The sequence below is a fragment of the Nocardia sp. Root136 genome (genome assembly GCF_001427185.1).
Lineage (GTDB): Bacteria > Actinomycetota > Actinomycetes > Mycobacteriales > Mycobacteriaceae > Nocardia > Nocardia salmonicida.
Genome location: NZ_LMFE01000007.1, coordinates 448,356 through 471,832 on the forward strand (window position 1 = coordinate 448,356; position 23,477 = coordinate 471,832).

The 23,477-nt window shown below is 69.9% G+C and carries 5 protein-coding genes; 1 reads left to right on the forward strand and 4 read right to left on the reverse strand.

Annotation, left to right across the window (positions count from 1 at the left end; translation table 11 throughout):
• Positions 1–95: 95 nt before the first annotated feature.
• The 4 genes from ASD42_RS19100 to ASD42_RS19115 all read right to left on the reverse strand — a co-directional run bounded on the left by ASD42_RS19100 (position 96) and on the right by ASD42_RS19115 (position 22,003).
• Positions 96–7,604 carry a non-ribosomal peptide synthetase gene (locus ASD42_RS19100; protein ID WP_084787199.1) on the reverse strand — a complete coding sequence of 2,503 codons (7,509 nt, stop codon included), beginning with the start codon at positions 7,602–7,604 and terminating at the stop codon, positions 96–98.
• Positions 7,605–7,745: 141 nt separating this feature from the next.
• Entirely contained in the window at positions 7,746–13,541 is a 5,796-nt protein-coding gene (locus tag ASD42_RS19105; RefSeq protein WP_442938659.1) for an amino acid adenylation domain-containing protein, read from the reverse strand.
• Between the two features lie 132 nt (positions 13,542–13,673).
• Positions 13,674–21,023 carry a non-ribosomal peptide synthetase gene (locus tag ASD42_RS19110; protein ID WP_056818512.1) on the reverse strand — a complete coding sequence of 2,450 codons (7,350 nt, stop codon included), beginning with the start codon at positions 21,021–21,023 and terminating at the stop codon, positions 13,674–13,676.
• Positions 21,024–21,256: 233 nt separating this feature from the next.
• The gene (locus ASD42_RS19115) at positions 21,257–22,003 is read right to left on the reverse strand and encodes a M23 family metallopeptidase (RefSeq protein WP_063893672.1); all 747 of its coding nucleotides are present in this window, start codon (positions 22,001–22,003) and stop codon (positions 21,257–21,259) included.
• 383 nt (positions 22,004–22,386) lie between these two features.
• Here ASD42_RS19115 and ASD42_RS19120 point away from each other — a divergent pair, with 383 nt between their 5' ends.
• Positions 22,387–23,433, forward strand: coding sequence for an NAD(P)H-dependent flavin oxidoreductase (locus ASD42_RS19120; protein ID WP_084787200.1), 1,047 nt, complete (start codon positions 22,387–22,389; stop codon positions 23,431–23,433).
• The last annotated feature ends 44 nt before the right edge of the window (positions 23,434–23,477 follow it).

Sequence of the window (23,477 nt, forward strand, 5' to 3'; positions counted from 1 at the left end):
ACTTGCCGTTGCCCGGTCATGCACACCTCGTACCGATATCGACGCGCACTGCCACTCATCCGCACCGCGCGCGGACCAGCCAGTGTTCGTTCCACCTATCCATCCATCCCGACTACCGTGCGCCGCTCGTGCGGCTGCCCGGCGTTGCCGATCATCTCACTGAGCGCGACAATCCTCGCACCGGTCCCGTCGCCGGGCTCGGCGACGGCCACCGCGGCCTCGGTGAACACGTGGCTCACCTCGTCCGCACCCCCCTGGTCTGCCCCCATCACCAGCGTCGCACCCGCGATCGCGGCCGCGACGATCTCGAGCACGCCCGCCACCGAATCCGGTCGACCAGCCGCTCGCGTCCGCGATTCGAAGTTGAGCCCGGTGCGCTCGGCGACCTGCTCGGCCGCGGTCGCCAACTCGTCGTAGCTCAGCGTGCGGCCGCCGCCGACGAAAGCCACGTCGTCGCCGCGCAGCGCGCGGGTGCGATGGGCGTAGCCGATCGGGCGCGGCGATTCCGCGGCCAGTTCGGCGCGCAGTGCCGGGTCGGCGAGGTCGTACCAGTCCAGGCCGTCGGGTGCGTCGAGGATGTCGATGGTCAGGCCGAGCTTCACCTCGAGGCTGCCCGGCAGTCGCGCGTTCATCGTCATCAGCGGCACCACCGCGGCGCCGGCCTTGAGCACCGCCCAGGTCGCGATCGCCGCATCCACCCCGCGGTCGAGGCGCACCGCGACTCCGGTGCCCGGCCCGGCGCCGCGGGCGATCAGCGAGCGAGCCAATTGCGAAGAACGGGCATCGAATTCGGCGTAGACGATCTCTGATTCGCCCAGATCGAGAGCGGGCGCGTCCGGGTCCTCCTCCACCGCCGAGGCCAGTTCCTGCGCCAGCGCTGCGCCGTTGGCCGACGGCGCGGGCGCATAGGCCGCGGCGGTCAGTTCGCGTTCGCGTTCTCTGGCATCACGCAGGTCGATGTCGCCGACTCGCACCGTGGGATCGGCGGCGACCGCGGTGACGATCTCGGTGAGCCCGCGTGCGAAAGCCGCGACGGTGTGCTCGTCGAAAAGGTCGGTGGCGTAGGTGAAGACGACGCCGATCTCGTCGGGTTCGCCGGTCGCGGACAGACGCGGTTCGACATTGACCTGGAGGTCGAACTTGGCGGGCCGGGCCGCGAGGTCCATCGCCTCGATGGTGAGGCCGGGCAGGCGGAGCACGGGCGTCTCGTTGTTGTGGAACGAGAGCACCACCTGGAACAGCGGGTTGTGCGACACGGTGCCGGTCGGGGCCACCTCCTCGACGACTCGCTCGAACGGCAGGTCGGCGTTGGCGAACGCGGCGAGGCCGACTTCACGCGCGGCGCTGACCAATTCGTCGAATCCGCGGCGCGGGTCGACTTCGGTGCGCAGGGTCAAGGTGTTGACGAACATGCCGACCAGGTCGTCGAGTTCGGGTTCGCCGCGTCCGGCGATCGGGGTGCCGATCGCGATATCGGTGCTGCCGGAGATCCGCGCGAGCAACACCGCGAGTGCCGCGTGCACGACCATGAACAGCGAGGCGTTGTGCCTGCGGGCGATCTCGGCGAGGCCGACATGGACGTCGGTGGGCAGCGTGGCGCTCACGTCGGCGCCGCGCAGCGAGGCGTGCGAGGGGCGGGGATGGTCGTGCGGGAGTTCCACCGTGCCGAGATGTCCCGCCAGGGTGTGCCGCCAGAATTCCAGCTGCCTCGCGGCGGTGGAGTTCTCATCGGATTCCGCGCCGAGAACCTCGCGCTGCCACAGCGCGTAGTCGGCGTACTGCACGGGCAGTGGCGCCCAGGCGGGCGAGCGGCCTTCGACGCGGGCCCGGTAGGCGATCACGAGGTCACGCGCCAGCGGAGCCAGGGAGGCGCCGTCGGCGATGATGTGCTGCACCACCACGGCGAGCACGTACTCCTCCTCCGCGAGCGGATCGTCGGCGCGGGCCGTGAACAGCCCGGCGCGCAGGGGAACTCGCTCGGCGACGTCGAAACCACCGGAGAGCAAGCGGATTACCCGTTCGCGCGGATCGTCGCACTCCTCGAGCGCGAGGCCGGTGGGCAACACCGCGCTCACGGGCAGGATCTCCTGGTACGGAACAGCTTCGGCGTCATCGGCCGGGAAGCGGGTACGCAGCGCCTCGTGCCGTTCGAGCACGTCGGCGACGGCGTAGCGCAATGCCGAGGTGTCGAGCGCGCCGCGCAGCCGCAGGACCAGCGGGATGTTGTACGCCGGTGAGTCGGGATCGATGCGGTTGAGCAACCACATCCGCTGCTGCGCGGGCGAGAGCGGAATGACGCCTCGATCCTGCGCCGGGATCAGCGGCGGTCGTGGCGCGGTCACCGAACCCGGGCGCACGCGCGCGGCGAGTGAGCCGACGGTCGGCGCCTCGAACAGGTCGCGCACCACCAGGTCGGTACTGAGTGCCTGGTCGATGCGGGCGATGGCCCTGGTGGCGAGCAGCGAGTTGCCGCCGCGGTCGAAGAAGTTGTCGTCGAGACCGATCTCGGGCACGCCGAGCAGGGACGCGAACACCTCGGCAACGCTGAGTTCGATGGGTGTGGTCGGCGCGCGGAAGGTGGTGGCGGCGGTGAACTCCGGTGCGGGCAGGGCCGCCCGGTCGAGCTTGCCGTTGGTGGTCATCGGCAGTTCGGGGACCACCACGACAGCGTCGGGAACCATATAGCCGGTGAGGAATTCGGCGACGGCGGCGCGCACCTGCACCGGGTCAAGTGCCGTGGCCACGCGCACACCGGAGTCTTCGTCGGCGAAGCCCGCGCCGCCACGTTCGAAGCGTGCCCCTACCGGGCTCTTCGGACCGGCAATCTCGGGCTCGACCACATCTGTCGCCGCGACGACGTAGGCGATCAGACGGTCACCGGCGTGCTCGTCGGCGCGCACGATGACCGCCGACTGACCGACGCCGGGCACCCGGAGCAGGGCGGCCTCGATCTCACCCGGTTCGATGCGGAAACCACGCAATTGGACCTGTTGGTCGCCGCGGCCGCCGTATTCGAGGGTGGGGGTGCCGCGGAAACCGATCCAGCGGCCGAGATCACCGGAGCGGTAGCGGCGCGCGCCGGGTTCGCCGAACGGGTCGGCGACGAAGCGGGTGGCGGTGAGGCCCGGCTTGCCGAGGTAGCCGCGCGAGAGTTGGTTGCCCGCGATGTAGAGCTCACCCGCGACGCCGAAGGGCACCGGGCGCAGCCGATCGTCGAGGACCACCACCGACAGCCCTGGCAGTGCGCGGCCGATGAGGCTGCCGGGCAGTTCGGCGGCATCCTCACGCCGCTCCACCGCCGCATCCGCTCCCCCGACGTCCGCCCGCTCGGCCACGATCTCCGCCGTCCGCGAAGTCAGGACCTGGTGGGAGACATGGACCGTCGTCTCGGTGATGCCGTACATGTTGACGAGTTCCGGCGCGCCATGACCGTTGCCGTACCGGTCATACCAGCGGTTGAGCTTGCGTGGGTCGAGGGCCTCGCCACCGAAGACCACGTAGCGCAGTGGCAGCGGGGTGGCGCCCGCGGCCTGTGCGGCGCGGTCGGCTTCGTCCAGTTGCGCGAAGGCGGTGGGGGTCTGACTCAGCACCGTCACGTGTTCGGTGGCCAGCAGCTCGCGGAATTCGATCGGCGAACGGGAGGTCAGGTGGTCGACGACGACGACCGACGAGCCGCCTGCCAGCGCGCACCACAGTTCCCAGATCGAGAAGTCGAAGGCGAAGGAGTGGAACACCGTCCACACGTCGTCCTCGTCGAAGGTGAACAGCAACTGGGTGTTGGCGAACAGCTCGAGCACATTGCGATGGGTCACGCCGACGCCCTTGGGCAGGCCGGTGGAACCCGAGGTGTAGATGACGTACGCCAGGTGATCGGGGTACAACCCGGCGCGGCGTTCGCCGGGATGCAGCGGGGCCTCGGAGTAGACGGGCTGCTCGTCGAGCAACACCACGGGCAGATTCGCGAGGGAGGTCAGCAGGTCGTACTCCGCCGAGGTCGACAGCAGCACAGCGGGTTTCGCGTCGGCGAGGATGTAGCCGAGGCGCTGCGCCGGGTATCCGGAATCGATCGGCAGATAGCCCGCACCCGACAACAGCACCGCGAGCAACGCGACCGGCAATTCCTCGGTGCGCGGAACAGCAACGGCCACCAGGGTTTCCGGGCCCGCGCCCTGCGCGATGAGCGCACGCGCCAGCGCCGACGCCCGGCCGAGGAGATCGGCGAACGTGATAGATCGCTCCCCCGCTCTGATCGCGATCGCATCGGGTCGCTGTCGCGCCTGGGCGGTGATCAGATCGGCGAGGGTCACCTCGGGAACCGCGATGCCGGGCGAATTGCCCTCGCGCAGCACGAGTTCACGCTCACCGGGCGCGAGCACGTCGATGTCGCCCACAGGCTTGGCCGGATCGGCCACCACCGCGGCGAGGACCCGCGTCCAGCGGTCGGCGAAGTCGGCGACCGTGCCGCGATCGAAAAGATCTGTGGCATAGACGAACGTGGCCGCCATGCCCTGCGGTGCGCCGTCGACGCCGATGTGTTCGGTGAGCTCCACCTGCAGATCGAACTTCGCCAGCGGCACCGCGAAATCGGCGGACGACACGGCGAGGCCGGGCAGGGCGAGATCGGAACGGGCCAGGTTCTGGAAGGTCAGCATCACCTGGAACAGCGGGTGCCGTGCCGTCGAACGCACCGGCTCCAGCAGTTCGACGAGACGCTCGAACGGCACGTCGGCATGTCCGAAGGCCGCGAGATCACGCGATCGAACTTCGGTGAGCAACTCGGCGAAGTTCGCCGCCGGATTCACCTCGGTGCGCAGGACCAGGGTGTTGACGAACATGCCGATCAGCTCGTCGAGCGCCTGCTCACCACGGCCGGCGACCGGGGTGCCGATCGCGATGTCGCGGGTGCCGGTGAGCCGGGCCAGCAGCATGGCCAGCGCGGTGTGCACGACCATGAACAGCGTGGCGTTGTGCTCGCGGGCCAGCGCGGACAGGCCGGCATGGACCGAGGCGGGCACCTGGATGCTCAGCGAGCCGCCCGCCCGGCTCGAGACCGCCGGACGGGGGCGGTCGGTGGGCAGTTCGAGCTGTTCGGGCAGGCCGGACAGGGTCTGTCGCCAGAAGGCCAGTTGCGCGGCGAGCAGTGAACTCGGGTCGTTCTCGACGCCGAGCAGTTCGCGCTGCCACAGCGTGTAGTCGACGTACTGCACCGGCAGCGGCGGCCACTGCGGCGCGCCGCCACCGCGTCGTTCGGCGTAGGCGGTGAGCAGATCCCTGGTCAGCGGCGCGAAGGAGAATCCGTCGGCGGCGATGTGGTGCACCACGCACACCACGACGTGCTCGCTGTCCGAGATCGCCAGCACCCGAACCCGCACCGGCGGACCGGCCGTGACGTCGAAGCCGGTCAGCGCCGCGGCGCCGATCGCCTCGGTCAGCTCGTCCTCGGCCACCTCGACGACGTCGAACTCGGGCATCGCGGCCGGGTCGCCCGCCGCCAGCACCAGCTGGTGACCTTCGCCGTCGAGCACGGCGCCGTAGCTCTCGGAACCGACGCCGCCGGACACCGGATAGACCGTGCGAAGAACTTCGTGGCGGGCGATCAGGTCGGCGATCGCGGCGCGAAGGGCGGGTAGGTCGAGGCGACCGGAGAGCCGGACCGCGACCGGGATGTTGTCCACCGCCGACGCGGGGTCGAAGCGGTTGAGGAACCACATCCGCTGCTGGGCGTAGGACAGCGGGATCAGTTCGGGGCGCGGACGGGGCGTCAACGGGAGCGCGTGCGCCGACAGTCGTTGCTGCTCGGCGCGATTGGCGAGACCGGCGACTGTCGGCGCCTCGAAGACCGCCTGCACCGGCACCCGCACATCCAGCGCGGCACCGATGCGGGCCACCGCCTGGGCGGCGAGCAGCGAGTCGCCACCCAATTCGAAGAAGTCGTCGTCGGCGCCGACCCGGCCCGCGCCGTCACGCAGCAACAGCGCCGCGAACACATCGGCCACCACCTGCTCGGCCGGGGTGGCGGGCGCGCGGAAGCCGCGCACGGTGAACACCGGCGTCGGCAGCGCGGCGCGATCGAGCTTGCCGACCGGGGTCAGCGGCACCGCGTCGAGCACCATGATGACCGACGGAATCATGTACGCGGGCAACGTTTCCGCGAGGAACTCCGCCAGCGCCCCGGTGTCGACCGTGTGGCCGACGCGCGGCAGCACATAGGCGACCAGTGCCGTCGCACCCGATGACATCGTCTTGCCCAGCGTCACCGCGTAGTCGAGGTCGGGGTGCGCGGTGAGCGCGTTGTCGATCTCGCCCAGCTCGATCCGGAAGCCGCGCACCTTCACCTGGAAATCGGTGCGGCCGAGGTATTCCAGCGTGCCGTCGTGTTCGTAGCGGCGGACCAGATCGCCGGTGCGGTACAGCCTGCCCGGCCCGAACGGCGAGGCGACGAAACGTTCGGCGGTGAGCCCCGGCCTGCCCAGATACCCCTGTGCCAGCGCGGGGCCGGACAGGTACAGCTCGCCGACCACCCCGGCGGGCACCGGCCGCAGCCGCGCGTCGAGCACGTACAGACCCATGCCGGGCACCGCGGTGCCGATGGTGATCGGCGCGTGCGCCCGCAGCGCCGTGGTGCTGGTGGCCAGGATCGTGGCCTCGGTGGGCCCGTAGCCGTTGTAGAACGCGCGCCCACCGGTCGCCCAGCGGCCGACGAGCTCAGGACCGAACCGGTCGCCCGCGACGATCACGGTCGCCAGATCCGGCAGCCCGGCCGGATCGACGGACTCGAGCGCGCCCGGGGTGATCAGCAGGTGGGTGATGCGCTCGCGACGCAGCAGGTCCGACAGTTCGAAACCGCCGAACACCCGTGGCGGCGAGATCACCAGGGTGGCACCGACGCCGAACGGCAGCAGCAGCTCGAGCACCGACACGTCGAAGTTCGGCGAGCAAACATGCAGCACGCGCGAATCGGGTTCCACGCCATAGTGTTCGCGCTCGGCGGCCACCAGCGTGGCCAGCCCGGCATGGGTCACCTCGACGCCCTTGGGCTTGCCGGTGGAGCCGGAGGTGTAGATGACGTAGGCGGGATGCCGTTCGTCGATCGGGCGGACCCGGTCGGCGTAGCTCACCGCGTGCGCGGGCCGTACGGCGATGCGTTCGGCGACCACCGGGTCGTCGAGTTCGATCCAATACGCGGTGGTGCCGAGGCAGGCGCGATGGGCCGCGGTGGTCAGGCCGATGGTCGCGCCGGAGTCGGCCACGATGTGGGCGATTCGGTCGGCCGGGTAGGCCGGGTCGACCGGCACGTACGCGGCACCGGTCTTGGCGATGGCCCACACGGCGAGCACGGATTCGATCGATCGAGCGATCGCGATCGCGACGACATCGCCCGCGCCCATGCCACGATCGATGAGTTCACGAGCCAAACGCGAGGATCGCTCGTCGAGCTCACGATAAGTGAGCTGGAGTTCCGCACCGGGCATCCCGGTCGGGTTGTAGCGCAGCGCGATCGAATCGGCCGCGGATTCGACGGCGGCCGTGAGTAGCTGACCGAACAACGGAACGCCGGTAGCACGTCGGCGACCGGCACGGCCCGTGCGGCGGGGGGTTTCCACAGACCAATACACCTCTCGCGTCCGGCGGCCGAGTCGGACACAGCATAGCCACACCTACATAGCCGCTGCCGACCGTCGCCGAGGTGTGCGCCACGACACACCAACTCTATCGCAACGGAATCGTAATGCCCATCGAGCCCGTTACGGACACATATCGACGGATCCGTGCGCACCCGCGACGACCTGGGCAATTGCCGCTGCGAACGTGGCTACCGCCACAGTCGAGAGCATCTGCTGGTGAGTGGCCTGGACCGGGTGGTCAGCAATGATTCCGCTGACGAACGGCCGCCATCGCGAGGCGCCGTCCCCCAGCTTTTGGGGGGTCCGCACGGCGGTGAAATAGGTGAGATCACCCTCGAATCCGGTGTGTTCGAGCTCGGTGAGCAACGCCACCGAGTGCAGCGCGCCGCGGTACATGCCGACGAATTGCGCACGCGAGATCGGCGCGTCGCCCGCCAGCGCGTCGTGCAGCGATTCGAGCGCCTCCTCGCCCAGCTCGGTGAGCCGGTCGGGTAGCTGGTGCTCGGGGATGCCGAGTTCGACGAGCACGTGCCGCAATTCGGTACCGAAATCGGCGAGTGCGGCGCCGGGGAGGCTGTCGAGCATCGTCAGCGATGCCACCGTTTCACCCTCGGCCTGTAAACGGGTCGCGACAGCCTGTGCGAGCACGCCGCCGAGCGACCAGCCGAGCAGCTGATAAGGGCCGTGCGGTTGGACGCCACGGATTTCGGCCAGGTAGCGATCGACCAGTTCTTCGGCCGACGTGGGCCGGAATTCCGGATCGCTCAGCGCGGGCGACTGGATGCCGACCACGGGCAGATCGTCGGGCAGATACGGCACCAGGCTCGCGTAGGCCCATGCCAGACCGGAGACCGGGTGCACACAGATCAGCGGCGGGCGGGTGCCGCGGCGCGCGATCGGGAGCACGACCGAGAGAGCGGCTTCGAGGTCGGCGGCGCCTGCCGGTCCGTCGCTGATTCTCGCGGCGAGACCGGCGACGGTCGGGTCGGCGAAGAACGCCGCGACGGTGAGTTCGACGCCGGTGTGCTCGCGTAGGTGGTGCACGACGCGGGTGGCCAGCAGCGAGTTACCGCCGAGGGCGAAGAAGTCGTCGTCGAGGCCGGGGGTTCGCGCGCCGAGGACCTCGGTGAAGACGGCGGCTACGGCGATCTCGTGATCGGTCTCGGGTGCGCGATAGCGGCGCGGTTCGAGGACCGGCGCCGGGAGGGCGGCTCTGTCGAGTTTGCCGTTGGCGTTCAGCGGGAGGTCGTCGAGGACGACGAAGGCGGCGGGGACCATGTAGGACGGGAGCACCTGCGCTACGGCGGCTTTGGCTTCCGTGGCGGTGAGCGAGGTTCCGGACGCGGGGACGACGTAGGCCACGAGCCGGTCGCCGAGTTGCGGATCCGTCGACGCGATGACCGCTGCCTTGGCGATCCGCGGCGCGGCGAGCAGGGCGGCTTCGATCTCGCCGAGCTCGATGCGGAATCCGCGGATCTTCACCTGGAAGTCGGTGCGACCGCGGTAGTCGAGCTCGCCGTCAGCCGTCCAGGCGACGAGGTCGCCGGTGCGGTACATGCGCGCCCCGCCGGGTCCGGCGAAGGGGTCGGCGACGAAGCGGTCGGCGGTGAGGTCGGGGCGGGCGTAGTAGCCGCGAGCGAGCTGCGTGCCCGCTAGATACAGCTCACCTGCGACACCGGGCGGGACCGGGCGGAGCCGGGCATCGAGGACGTAGGCGCCGCTGTTCCACACCGGTCGACCGATCGGGACCGTGGCGCGATCGTCGGTGGTGACGCGGTGGTCGGTGATGGAGACCGACGCTTCGGTTGGGCCGTACAGGTTGTGCAGTGCCGCCGAGGTCGTCGCCAGGAAACGCTGGGCGGTAGCGGCGGGCAGGGCCTCGCCGATGGCGAGTACGCGGCGCAGTGAACGCGGGAGCGCGCCGCCGGATTCGGTGAGCAACGCGTCGAGCATCGAGGGCACCACGTGCAGGGTTGTCACCGATTGCGTGGCGAGCACCCGCAGCAGATAGGCGGGGTCGCGGTGGCCGTCGGCGGCCGTGATCACCAGGCGGCCACCACAGCTCGCGGCCGACCAGAACTCCCAGACCGAGAGGTCGAAGGTAGCGGCGGTCTTCAACAGGACCGAGTCGTCGCGGCCGAGTCCGAAAGCGGCTGTCTTCCAGAGCAACTGATTGACGATCGCGCCGTGCGAGACCGCCACACCCTTCGGCTTGCCGGTCGATCCGGAGGTGAAGATGATGTAGGCGGTGTTGTCCGGACGCAGCACGCCGACGCGCTCGCTCGCTACGATCGGCGCGGTCGAGACCGCGGAAGTATCGATCGTGTCGATGGCGATCACCGGCGCCGACACAGCCGCGAATCCGTCACGCGTGGTGGTCAATACGCAGGCAGGCGCCGCCGTATCGAGGACGTGAGCGACGCGGTCGGCGGGCTGATCCGGGTCGACGGGGACGTAGGCCGCGCCGGTCTGCGTCACCGCGTACATCGCGACGACGAGGTCGGTGGAGCGCCGGATCGCCAGCGCCACGCGGTCCTCTACTCCCACGCCCCGCGTGATCAGATGTCGCGCAAGCTGATTCACCCGCGCGGCGAAATCACGATAGGTGAGCTGCGTGCCGTCGGGATCGACGAGCGCCACACCATCGGGGTCGGCTGCCGCGCTGTCAGCGAACAGCGAGGCCAGCGTCGCGGACGGGCACGAGTGGTCGGTTGCGTTCCAGTCGTGCAGGATTCGTTCCCGTTCGGCATCGGAGAGCAGTTCCAGCTCGTCGACCGGACGTTCGGGCGCGGTGGCGATCGCGGTGAGGACTCGCACGAATCGGTCGGCGTAGGTCTGGGCGGTCGACGCGTCGAACAGGTCTGTGGCATAGGTGAATACGCCACTGATCCCCTGCGCGACGCCGTCGCTGTCGTAGGCGTCGGCGACGATGGCGTGCAGATCGAACTGGGAGACCGCGAGGTCCACGTCGACGCCCTCGACCGCGGTCTCGCCGAGTTCGAGGCCGGTGCGGCTGAGGTTCTGGAAGGACAGGCCGACCTGGAACAGCGGATGGCGGGCCGTGGAGCGGGCGGGGTTGATCGCCTCGACGAGGCGCTCGAACGGGAGGTCCGCGTTCGCGAACACCTGGAGGTCGCTGTCCCGTTGGCGGGCGAGGAGTTCGGTGAACGACTCGCCGGAGGTGAGGGTGGTGCGGAAGACCAGGGTGTTGACGAACATGCCGATCAGGTCGTCGAGCGCGGCCTCACCGCGGCCGGCGACGGGAGTACCGACCGCCAGATCGTCGGTGCCCGCCAGCCTCGCCAAGGTCACCGCGAGGGCGGTGTGCACGACCATGAACAGCGTGGCGCCCTGCCTGCGCGCCAAAGCCAGCAGAGCGCGGTGGGTTTCGGCGTCGACCTCGATCGGTACGCGACCACCGGCGAAGGTCTGCACGGCCGGACGCGGCCGGTCGGCGGGCAGGTCGAGCTGGTCGGGCAGCCCGGCCAGCGCCGCGCGCCAGTAGGCGAGCTGAGCCGAGGCCAGCGACTGCGGATCGTCCTCGCTGCCGAGCAGGTCTCGCTGCCACAGCGCGTAATCGGCGTACTGCACGGTCAGCGGCGCCCACTCAGGCGCGCTACCGGCCGAACGCGCCGCATAGGCCAGCATGAGGTCCCTGGTCAGCGGCGCGAGCGAAGAGCCGTCACCGGCGATGTGGTGCACCACCACCGCCAGCACCGAGGCGTCGGCGTCGAGCTCGAACAGCGCGACTCGCAACGGCACCTGGGCGCGCACATCGAACCCGGACGAACCGAACTCGTGCATGGCGGCGGTGAGCTGATCGGGCGCGATCGAGCGCACCTCGAGCCGGGGCGTCGCCTCGGTCTCGGCCAGGATCTGCTGGATCGGCCCGTCGTCGGTCTCGGGGTAGATCGTGCGCAGGGTTTCGTGCCGGGCGACGAGGTCGGCCACGGCAGCGCGCAGTGCCTCGACATCGATCGCGCCGTGCAGCCGCACCGCCATGGGGATGTTGTAGGCGACCGATCCGGGGTCGAACTGATTGAGGAACCACATCCGCTGCTGGGCCAGCGACAGCGGAATCCGCGCGGGCCGCTCCCCCGCCGCCAGTGCCGGACGAGCACCCGCTCCGGCGGATTCGGCGAGTCGACGTGCCAGCGTTTCCACCGTCGACGCCTCGAACAGCAGTCGGACCGGGAAGTCGGTGTCCAGCGCGGCGCCGAGTCGGGCGGCCACCTGGGTGGCCATCAGCGAGTTGCCGCCGAGGGCGAAGAAGTCGTCGTCGAGGCCGAGCTGGGTGTCGCCGAGGTCGAGCACCTGGGCGAAGGTGCCCGCCACGATCTGCTCCACCGGCGTAGTGGGAGCGCGGAATTCGGCGTGCTCGAGAATCGGTGCGGGGAGCGCCTTTCGGTCGAGTTTGCCGACCGGGGTGAGCGGGATGGCGTCGAGTTCCATCAGCACGGTCGGCACCATGTGCGCGGGCAGACTGCGCTCGGCGAAGGCGGTGAGGGCGGCGGTATCGACGGCAGCCCCCGGTGTGGCGTGCACGTAGGACACCAGAATGGTTGCGCCGCTGTCGAGTTCGTGGCCGATCGTGGCGGCGAAGTCGAGGCTCTCGTGCGCCGAGAGCACCGCGTCGATCTCGCCGAGTTCGATCCGGAAGCCGCGGATCTTCACCTGGAAGTCGTTGCGGCCCACATAGTCCAACGCACCGTCGGCCGTCCAGCGGACCAGGTCGCCGGTGCGGTAGAGGCGAGAACCGGCCGGGTCGAACGGATTCGCGACATAGCGCGAGGAGGTGAGTCCGGGGCGGGCGTGGTAGCCACGGGTCAGCTGGGCGCCGGTGATGTAGAGCTCGCCGGTGACGCCGGGCGGAACGGGACCGAGCCGGTCGTCGAGGACATATTCGGCCACGCCGTTGATCGGGCCGCCGATGGTCATCGGATCGCCCGGTTTCAGCGGCACACTGATATTGGTGACGATGGTCGTCTCGGTGGGCCCGTACACATTGTGGAACTCGCGCAGGGTGCCGTCGGCGAGCGGTATCGCCCAGCGCCGCAGCAGATCCGGCGGCACGGACTCACCACCGACCGCCACCACCCGGAAATCGTCGAGTCCGTCCGGATCGATCGAGGCCAGCGCGGCCGGGGTGATGAAAACGTGGCTCACCCGCTCGCGCCGCAGCAGGGCGGCCAGATCGTCGCCGCCGTAGACACTCGGGTCGACGATCACCATCGTGGCGCCTGCCCCGATCGCCAGCAGCAGTTCGAGCAGCGAGGCATCGAACGACGGTGAGGCGAAGTGCAAAGTGCGCGAGCCGGATTCGACACCGTAGTGGCGCGTCTGTTCCGCGCTGAATCCGGCGAGTCCGGCCTGGGTCACCGCGACGCCCTTGGGTAGGCCGGTGGAGCCGGAGGTGTAGATGAGGTAGGCGAGGTCCTCGGCCCGCACCGGACGCAGCCGGTCGGCGGTGGTGATCGCCGCACCGGAGATATCGTCGAAGAAGGGCTCGTCGCCGTCAGCTAGCCGACCCGGCTGGTGACCGTCGAGTGGCAGCCACCGCACCTCGGCGGGGAGGCGGTCGGCGACCGCGGCGACGGTCAAGCCGAAGACGGCGCCCGAGTCGGTGATCATGTGGGCCACGCGGTCCGGCGGGTAGTTCGGGTCGACCGGGACGAAGCCCGCGCCGGTTTTGGTGACGGCCCAGACGGCGAGCACGGACTCGACCGAGCGCGGGATTCCGATTGCCACCAGGTCGCCCGCGCCGATGCCGCGGTCGATCAGCAGGCGGGCGATGCGATTGGAGCGCTCGTCGAGTTCGGCGTAGGTGAGGCTGCCGATGGTGCGGGTGGCGTCGGCGAGGACGACCGCGAGACCGTCGGGATTGGTCTCGACCGCGGTGGCCAGCAGCTGCGCCAACGCGGTGACGCGCGGGCGACGCGTACGTACCGGTCGGGTTCTTGCCGGTCGTGTCATAGCTGTTCCACCTCACCCATCACCGAAACTTGTTGTCTCGCACCAGCTCCCACATGTCGGCGCGAAGTGCCGAGGTCATGCCACCTGAGCGCGCGAGTCCCCGAGTACCAGCACCACATCGGCCGAGCCCGGATTGCCCGGTGCGGCGTCGTCGGCGATCAGCGCCTGCAGATCGCCGAGTTCGGCGGTGTGGAGTGCCTCGATCCCGGCCCGATCACCGAACACGTGGGTTACCCACTCCTCGGCCAGCGCCGCCGACAAACCGTCCACCGCAGCCGGCACCAGCACCATCGATGCACCGGCCACACCCGCGGCGACCGGCTCCACCAGGGCGGTGAAGCTGTCCACAGCGCCGTACCCGAAGGTTCGCGCTTCGAAGGTCAGGTCGGTGTCGGCGCGCACCCGCGCACCCGCCGTGGCGAGTTCGTCGTAGCTGCGGGTGCCGTCGGCGCCCACGAACACCGGGTCGCCGCCGCGCAGGGCGCGGGTGCGGTCGGCGTAGGTGACCGGGCGGGCGGAATAGGTGGACAGCTCGGTCTTGATCGCCGGGTCGTCGAGTGAGATCCAGTCGACGCCACGGGATTCGCCGACCGTGATGCTCAGCTTCGCGATGGGTTCGGTGTGCGGCTGGGCGCCGGTCACCGGGACCACGGCCGCGCCTGCCTTGAGGATCGCCCAGACCGCGACGGCCCAGTCGACACCGCGCGCGAGATCGACGGCCACCCCGTCGCCGGGGCCGAAGCCCCTGGCGATCAACAGCCGGGCCAGGCGTGCGGAGCGGGCGTCGAGCTGCTCGTAGGTCAACGCGTCGTCGCCCCAGACGAGGGCGGGTCCGTCGGGATCATCCTCGGCGGCGGCGGTGAAGGCCTGCGCGAGCGTGGTGCCGCCCGACGGGGTGCTCGGCGCGGGCGCCTGTGCCGCGCCTGCGAGCAGCCGGGCCCGTTCGGACTCGTCGAGGATGTCGATATCGCCGATGCGGATCTGCGGGTCGGCGGCCACCGCGGTCAGGATGCGGGCGAAGCGGGCGCCGATGCCGCGCACGGTGGCCTCGTCGAACAGGTCGGTGGCGTAGTTGAACAGGGTGACCAGCTCGTCGGGATCACCGGCGGCGGTGAAGCGCGGTTCGACGTCCACCTGCAGGTCGAACTTGGCCGCGATCGCGGTGTCCAGGGCGTTCACGGTGAGGCCGGGCAGTTCGAGCGCGGCCGCCTCGTTGTTGCTGAAGGTGAGCGCCACCTGGAACAGCGGGCTCTGCGCACTGCCCCGACCCGGCGCGACGACCTCGGCGACCCGCTCGAACGGCAGGTCGGCATTGGCGAACGCGCCGAGATCGGTCTCACGGGCCACGTCGACGGCCTCGTCGAAGGAACCGGCCGGATCGAGGGTGGTGCGCAGCGTCAATGTGTTCACGAACATGCCGACCAGCTCATCGAGCGCCCGCTCACCGCGCCCGGCGACAGCGGTACCGATGGCGATGTCGGAGGTGCCCGACAACCGGCCGAGCAGCACGGCCAGCGCCGCGTGCACAACCATGAACAGCGACGACTTGTGCTCGCGCGCGAGGTGATTCAGCGCGGTGTGCACCTCGGCGGGCAGACGCAGCTCGGTGGTGGCCCCGCGCAGCGTCGGCACCGAGGGACGCGGGCGGTCCTGCGGCAACTCCAGCAGCGCAGGCACGTCGGCCAACTGCTCGCGCCAGTAGTCGAGCTGTGCGGCGGCCAGGGATTGCGGCTGTTCGTCGTCACCGACGACCGCCCGCTGCCACAGCGCGTAGTCCGCGTACTGGACTTCCAGCGGTGTCCACGCCGGGGCCTGGTGCGCGGCACGAGCCACATAAGCGGTCATCAGATCGCGAGCAAGCGGCGCCAACGACGCACCGTCGGCCGAAATATGGTGCACCACAACAACAAGCAGCCGGTCCGCGGAAGTTCCATCCGTGAGCAACCGCGCGCGCAGCGGAACCTCACGCGTCACATCGAAGCCCGTTCCGGCCAATTCGGCCGCACGAGTGAGGATGTCGGTGGTCGTCTCGACTTGGAGCCCGCCGGGCAGCGCTTCGGCCACGGAGAGAATTTCCTGGACGGGCATACCGTCGGCCACCACAGCGGCGTCACCACTGGTCTGTGCGCGACCGGAGCCGCCGGAGGCCTGGGTACCCGCGTCGCCGACCACTGGGAAGTAGGTGCGCAGCGACTCGTGCCTGCCGAGTACATCGGTGACCGCCGCGTCGAGGGCGGCGATGTCGAGTTCGCCGGTGAGGCGGATCGCGAAGGGGATGTTGTAGGAGCCGGAAGCGGGGTCGACCTGGTTGACCACCCACATGCGCTGCTGGGCCAGCGACAACGGAATGCGCTGCGGGCGTTCGGTGGCGACCAACGGCGGGCGCGCAGCTGCACCGCTCCCACCGCCGATCCGCGCGGCCAGGGCCGACACGGTGGGCGTCTCGAACAGGTCGCGGATGGCCAGCTGCGCGTCGAGCGCCTCGTTGATGCGGGCGATCGCGCGGGTGGCCAGCAGCGAGTTGCCGCCGAGGGCGAAGTAGTCGTCGTCGGCGCCGACGCGGGCCATGCCGAGCAGTTCCGCGAAGACCCCGGCGACGATCTCCTCGGCGGGGGTGGCGGGCGCGCGGAACTCGCCCGCGGTGAAGGCCGGGGCGGGAAGAGCCTTGCGGTCGAGCTTGCCGCTCGGGTTCAGCGGGAAGCTGTCGAGCACCGTGACAACGGTCGGAACCATGTAGGCGGGCAGCGATTCCGCCACCGCCGTCCGCAGCGCCGCGGCATCCGGCTGTTCGCCGGGGCGCGCCACCACGTACGCGACCAGATGCTGGCCCGATGCGGTGTCGAGCACCAGCGCCACGGACTGGCTGATCGCCTCCTGCGCGAGCAGAGCCGTCTCGATCTCGCCGAGCTCGATGCGCTGACCGCGGAACTTCACCTGGAAGTCGGTGCGGCCCAGGTATTCCAGCGCAGGCTCGGCCGACGCCCCACCCCAGCGCACGAGGTCACCGGAGCGATACATCCGCGCGCCGGGCTCGAAGGGGTTGGCGACGAACCGATCCGCGGTCAGACCGGGACGGGCGACATAACCGCGCGCCAGCTGGTCACCGGCCAGATACAACTCGCCGACCACACCGGCGGGCACGGCACGCAGCCGCGAATCCAGAACGTAGACACAGGTATTCCACTCCGGCACACCCATCGGCACCGAACCACGATCGGAATCGCTTGCGGGCCAACGCGTCACCGTGACGGCAGCTTCGGTAGGTCCGTACAGGTTGTGCACTCGCGCCGTGGAGACGCGGGCGACGTCGGCGACGGTCTCGGTGGGCAGCGCCTCACCGGCGGCGAACACCGCGCGCAGACTCGGGATCGAACCGGCGGTGGTGTGCGCGGCGAAGACCGAGAGCATCGACGGCACGAAGTCGGTGAGCGTGACACTCTGCGCCGCAATGGTTTCGGCGAGGTACACCGGGTCTCGGTGCCCGTCGTGGGTCGACACGACCAGCTTCGCGCCGGTCCGCAGCGGAAGGAAGTAACCCCACAGCGACACGTCGAACGTGGCGGGCGTCTTCTGCAGGTACACATCCGACGGACCGACCCCGTACTCGGCGCCCATGTACATCATCTGGTTGACGATCGCCGCGTGCGACACCGCCACACCCTTGGGCCGCCCGGTGGAACCGGAGGTGAAGATGACGTAGGCCGGATTCTCGGGCCGAACCGGCTCGGTCAACTCGACAGGCGCGGCCGAGAACTCGTCGAGCGGTACGGAATCCACCAGGATCACCGGCACACCCGCAGGCACCTCGATCGCATCCGCGGTGGTGCTCAGGACAGCGGCGGGCGCGGCGGTATCGAGAATGTGCGCGATGCGATCGGCCGGATGATCCGGGTCGATCGGCACATACGCGCCACCGGCGGTCACGATCGCGTACATCCCGACCACCAGGTCGAGCGAACGCCGCACCGCCAGTCCGACCAGGGATTCGGGACCGACACCCTGTGTGATCAGCAGCCGGGCGAGCCGGTTGACCCGCTCGTCGAACTCCCGATAGGTCAGCTCGGCACCCTCGTAGGCGACGGCGACGGCATCGGGATATTCGGCCACGGCACGCCGATAACCGTCGAGCAACAGCTCCGGCGCGAGGTCGCGGCGAGTGTCGTTCCACTGCACCAGGATGCGGTCCAGCTCGGCGGGTTCCAAGAGCTCGATCGCACCGAGCGGCTCGGCGGGTGCGGCGACGATGGCGGCCAGCAACCGCTGGAACCGGTCGGCGAACCCGGCGACGGTGTCGGCGTCGAACAGGTCGGTGGCATAGGTGAGCCCGACCCCGATGCCGTGCGGCGCACCGTGGCGATCGGTGTCCTCCACCATCTCGAACTGCAGGTCGAACTTGGCGAACGGAATGGTCAGCTCGACGCCCGCGACGGTCAGTCCGGGCAGCTCCAGGGCGGTGCGCGCCATGTTCTGGAAGGCGAGCATCACCTGGAACAGCGGATGGCGCGCGGTCGAACGGGCCGGGTCGAGCAGTTCGACCAGGCGCTCGAACGGCACATCGGCGTGACCGAAGGCCGCGACATCGACCGCACGGGTCCGGGTGAGCAGCTCTTCGAAGCTAGCCGCCGGATCGACCTCGGCGCGCAGCACCAGAGTGTTGACGAACATGCCGATCAGGTCGTCGAGCGCGGCGTCACCGCGACCGGCGACGGGCGTGCCGATGGCGATGTCGGTGCTGCCCGACAACCGGGCAAGCAGTGCCGACAGCGCGGCGTGCACCACCATGAACAGCGTCGAATTATGGGCGCGCGCAAGCTGATCGAGCCCGGCGTGTACCTCGGCCGGAATCCGGAAGTCCAGGCTCGCCCCACGGTAGGAGGCGGTCGCGGGCCGTGGCCGGTCGGTGGGCAGCTCGAGCTGATCGGGCACACCGGCGAGCTGGGTGCGCCAGAAGTCGATCTGCTGGGTCAGGATCGACTCCGGGTCGTCCTCGGTGCCGAGCACCGCGCGCTGCCAGAGCGTGAAATCGGCGTACTGGACGGCCAATTCGGGCCAGCCCGGCGCGTTGCCCGCACTGCGCTGGACATATGCCGTCATCAGGTCGCGCGTGAGCGGGCCCATCGACACACCGTCACCGGCGATGTGGTGCATCACGCAGACCAACACGTGTTCGGTCGCGCTCAGCCGCAGCAGCCGCAGCCGCAGCGGCGGGGCGACGGTGACATCGAAGCCCGCGCCGACGGTCTCGGCGACCAGGGCGGCGATCGCGTCCTCGGTGGCGTCGTCGGCCGCGAGGGTGGGCACGGCGCGCGGGTCCGACAGCGGCAGTACCAGCTGCGTGCCGACCCCGTCGACCGGCGGATACATCGTGCGCAGCACCTCGTGGCGCGCCACCAGATCGATGACCGCGACGCGCAACGCGTCGACATCGAGAGCACCCGACAGGCGCACCGCGATCGGCATGTTGTTCACGGCACTGGCCGGATCGAACTGGTTGAGGAACCACATCCGCTGCTGGGCGAACGACAGCGGGATCGCATCGGGGCGCTGCTGGGCGACCAGCTCCTGGCCCGAACCGGTGCCGATGTGGCGTTCGACGCGTTCGGCCAGCCCCGAGACCGTACTGACCTCGAACAGCACCTGCACCGGAATCCGGGTGTCGAGCGCGGCGCCGATGCGCGTGGCGGCCTGCGCGGCCAGCAGCGAGTTGCCGCCGAGCTCGAAGAAGTCGTCGTCGGCGCCGACCCGGATCTCTTCCGGCGCACCGGCAGTCAGCAGCTCGGCGAAGATACCGGCTACCACCTGCTGCACCGGAGTTGCGGGCGCGCGGAACTCGCGCACGGCGAAAACAGGTTCCGGCAACGCCTTTCGATCCAGCTTGCCGACCGGCGTCAGCGGGATCTGGTCCAGGACCATGATCGCGGCCGGAATCATGTAGCCGGGCAACGATTTCGCGAGGAACGCATCGAGCGCGGCCACGTCGACGGTGGCGCCGGACGACGGCATCACGTACGAAACCAGCGCTGTCACACCGGAAGGCAAGGTCTTGCCGAGGGTGGCCGCGAAGTCGATATCGGGATGGGAGGTGAGCGCGTTGTCGATCTCACCGAGCTCGATGCGGAAGCCACGGATCTTCACCTGGAAGTCCGAGCGCCCCATGTATTCGATGACGCCGTCACCGGATTCGGCGCGGCGCACCAGGTCTCCGGTGCGGTACAGCCGCGCGTTCGCGTCGCCGGATTCGGCGCCGAAGGGGCTGGCGACAAAACGTTCCGCGGTCAGCGCGGGCCGGTTCAGATAACCCTGTGCCAGCGCGGGACCCGACAGATACAGCTCGCCGATCACGCCCGCGGGCACCGGCCGCAGCCGGGAATCCAGCACGAACGCACCGACACCGGCGATCGCGGCGCCGATCGTCACCGGCGCGGCCGGGTCCATCGGCGGGGTGCTGGTGGCCAGGATGGTGGCCTCGGTGGGGCCGTAGCCGTTGTAGAACTCTCGCTCGCCGACGGCCCAGCGACCGACCAGTTCCGGGCCGAACTTGTCGCCCGCGACGACCACGACCCGCAGGTCGTCCAAGTCCGCCGGGTCGACCGATTCCAGCGCGCCCGGGGTGATGAGCATGTGCGAAACCTGTTCGCGGCGCAGCAGATCCGCGAGCTCGAAGCCACCGAACACTGCGGGCGGGGCGATCACCAGGGTGGCGCCCGCGGCGAAGGTGAGCAGCAATTCGAGCACCGACACGTCGAAGTTCGGCGAACACACGTGCAGCACACGCGAGTCGGTGGTGACGCGATAGTGCGCGCGCTCGGCGGCGACCAGACCGGCCAGACCGGTGTGGGTCACCACCACGCCCTTCGGCTTGCCCGTGGAGCCCGAGGTGTAGATGACGTAGGCCGGATGCCGCTCGTCGAGACCGCGGATCCGGTCGGTGTAGGAGATGGGGTGCGCGGGCTGGGCCGCGATGTGGGTGGCCGTCTCGGCGTCGTCGAGTTCGAGCCAGGTCAGCGCCGTGCCGAGCACCTCGCGGTACGCGCCGGTGGTGAGCCCGAGCACCGCGCCGGAGTCGGAGACGATGTGGGCGATGCGGTCGGCCGGGTAGTTCGGGTCGACCGGGACGTAGGCGGCGCCGGTCTTGGCGATCGCCCACACGGCCAGTACCGACTCGATGCCGCGGGCGATGCCGATGGCGACCACGTCGCCGGGCCCGATGCCGCGGCCGATGAGCGCGCGCGCCAGCTGCGAGGACTGCTGGTCGAACTCGGAATAGGTGAGCTGACGCTGGTCCGCGGGGTCGCCGGAGGGGTTGAACCGAACCGCGACCCGATCGGCGGCCGATTCGACGGCTCCCGTCAGCAACTGCCCGAAGGTCGGACTGCTCGATCGGCGACGGCGGTTACCGCGGGCAGAACGACGGGCAGTTTCCATTCGGGTTCATTCACCTCTCATCGAGCCTGAACGCGCGGCGATCCCGCACCGTGCAGATCGAGCCATCATATAGACCGGCAACCCAGCGGCCGAGTCAGCGTGCCCCCGGTACTCGGGGCCCAGAGGACTATCGGATCGGCCCGCGCACGTGTTGCCGCTTCAACAGCAAAGTGACGGGGCTCATAAGAACCACCGTCACTCGCTCTGCGGAGAAAGCTCCGCGCTCACACCGCTCAGTGCGCGGAAGGGCCCCACTCCAGCGGGACACCCTTGGCGGCGAGGTACGGCATCGGGTCCATCTTGCTGCCGCCCTGATCCCAGATCTCGAGGTGCAGGTGCGGGCCGGTGGACTGACCGCGGTTGCCGACGGTCGCGATGACATCGCCCGCGTTGACCCGCTGGCCCTCGCTGACGAGCATGTCGTTGACATGTCCGTAGACGCCGGTGGTGCCGTCGTCGTGCAGCACCCGCACCCACAGGCCGAAGCCCGACGCCGGGCCCGCCTCGATCACGGTGCCGCTGGACACGGACTTGATCGGGGCGCCGATCGAGTCGGCGAAGTCGAGGCCGTAGTGCATGGCGCCCCAGCGGGCGCCGAAGCCGGAGCTGATCGGGCCGGCGACCGGGCGTGCGGCCTGCGGCGGCGCGACCTGGTGCTGGATGCCCTGCAGGATGTCCTCGACCTGCGACAGCGGGCCGGAGATCTCGGGGGGCAGGTTGCCGATGCCGAAGGGCGCGGCCACGGGGGCGGCGATCGGCGCGGCGATCGCACTCACCGGGGCGGTCTCGACATGCGCGGCGACTTCCTGCGCGGCGACCAGGTCGACATCCTGGCGCGCCGACTCGGGGGCGACCGATTCCGCGACGCTGTCGTCGTGGGTCGGCAGCAGCGGCGCGGCGAAGGCCAGGGCCGGGGCGATCTGAGCGGTGACGCCGACCAGCGCGCCGGCGGCGACCGCGGCACTCGCGGCGACGCGCACACGATCCGAACGCGATGCCTCGGCGCGGTGCCTGCTCCTGCTCGGGCTCCGGCCATCCGCGTGTGCAAGCAGGGCCTGCACGGAGATGGATTCGGGACCCACACGGTGCTGCGACAAGATCTCGTCCTAGCGTCCGACAACAAGGAAACGAAGCCGGTCTGCGACCGGCCCGGAGACCACCTGGGCGTTCTCCACTGTCGAACTATGTGTAACGGTTCGGCATACGTTGTGACGGGAACTCTACCCGGCCGTGACCATTCCGCAACCTTCTGTCACGAAAACGCAGGTAGATGACGTGCCGCACAGTAACAATCACGGTGTCCGACCCATCACACGGGCTGTCACCGGGCCTGAACACGGCCCCGACGGACCAGACTCGACCCATGGTGATCGAGACCTTGACTGCCCCCATCGTTGCCGCGCCCATGGCCGGCGGCCCGTCCACACCCGAGTTGGTGGTCGCCGTGGCGGCCGCGGGCGGGTTCGGACAGTTAGCCGCCGGATACCTCGGCACCGAGGCGGTGGCCGCGCAGATCGAGGCGACGAGAGCTGCCACCGCGGCGCCGTTCGGCGTGAATCTGTTCGCGCCAGGGGCGGTGGCAGATCCGGCTGTCTATGCCACCTACCTCGCCGAACTCGGCGCCGAGTTCCCGCTCGGCACCCCCGAGCACGACACCGACGGATGGGCCGACAAGCTCGATCTGCTGGTGGCCGATCCGGTAGCGGTGGTCTCGACGACCTTCGGCTGCCCCACCGCGGTGGAGGTGGACCGGCTGCACGCGGTCGGCTCGGAGGTGTGGGTGACGGTCACCTCGCCCGCCGAGGCACTGATCGCCGTCGACGCGGGCGCCGATGTGTTGATCGCCCAGGGCGCCGAGGCGGGCGGCCATCGCGCGACCTTCCTCGACGACCCCGCCGACGACCCCATCGACCCGCCCGGTCTGCTGACCCTGATCCAGTTGCTCACCGCCGTCACCTCACGTCCGCTTGTCGCGGCGGGCGGGATCGCCACGGGCGCCGGGGTGGCCGGGGTGCTGGCGGCCGGTGCGTCGGCGGCGCAGATCGGCACCGCGCTGCTGCGCTGCCCCGAAGCGGGCACCAACGCCGTGCACCGCGGTGCGATCGGCACGCCGGAACCGACGATGCTGACGCGCGCGTTCACCGGACGTCGCGCCCGCGGCATCCGCAACCGTTTCCTCGTCGAACACACCGCCGACGCACCGGCGGCCTACCCCGAAATTCATTACGCCACTGCCCCGTTGCGGGCCGCCGCGCGAGCGGGCGGCAACACCGACGAAGTGAATCTGTGGGCGGGGCAAGCTCATTCGCTGAGCACCGGGCAACCGGCAAGCGAACTGGTCACCGACCTGGCCGCCGACGCGAAAAGCGCACTCCGAAAAGCACTTTCGGAACGAATTCAGGGTTATTGACAACGAATTTCGTTTAGACTCGGACCTGGCATCGCATCCCGCCG

Excerpts from the sequence above, each read along its gene's own strand:
- ASD42_RS19110 (WP_056818512.1), bottom strand. The coding sequence starts at position 21,023 with ATGGAAACTGCCCGTCGTTCTGCCCGCGGTAACCGCCGTCGCCGATCG.
- ASD42_RS19120 (WP_084787200.1), top strand. The coding sequence starts at position 22,387 with ATGGTGATCGAGACCTTGACTGCCCCCATCGTTGCCGCGCCCATGGCC.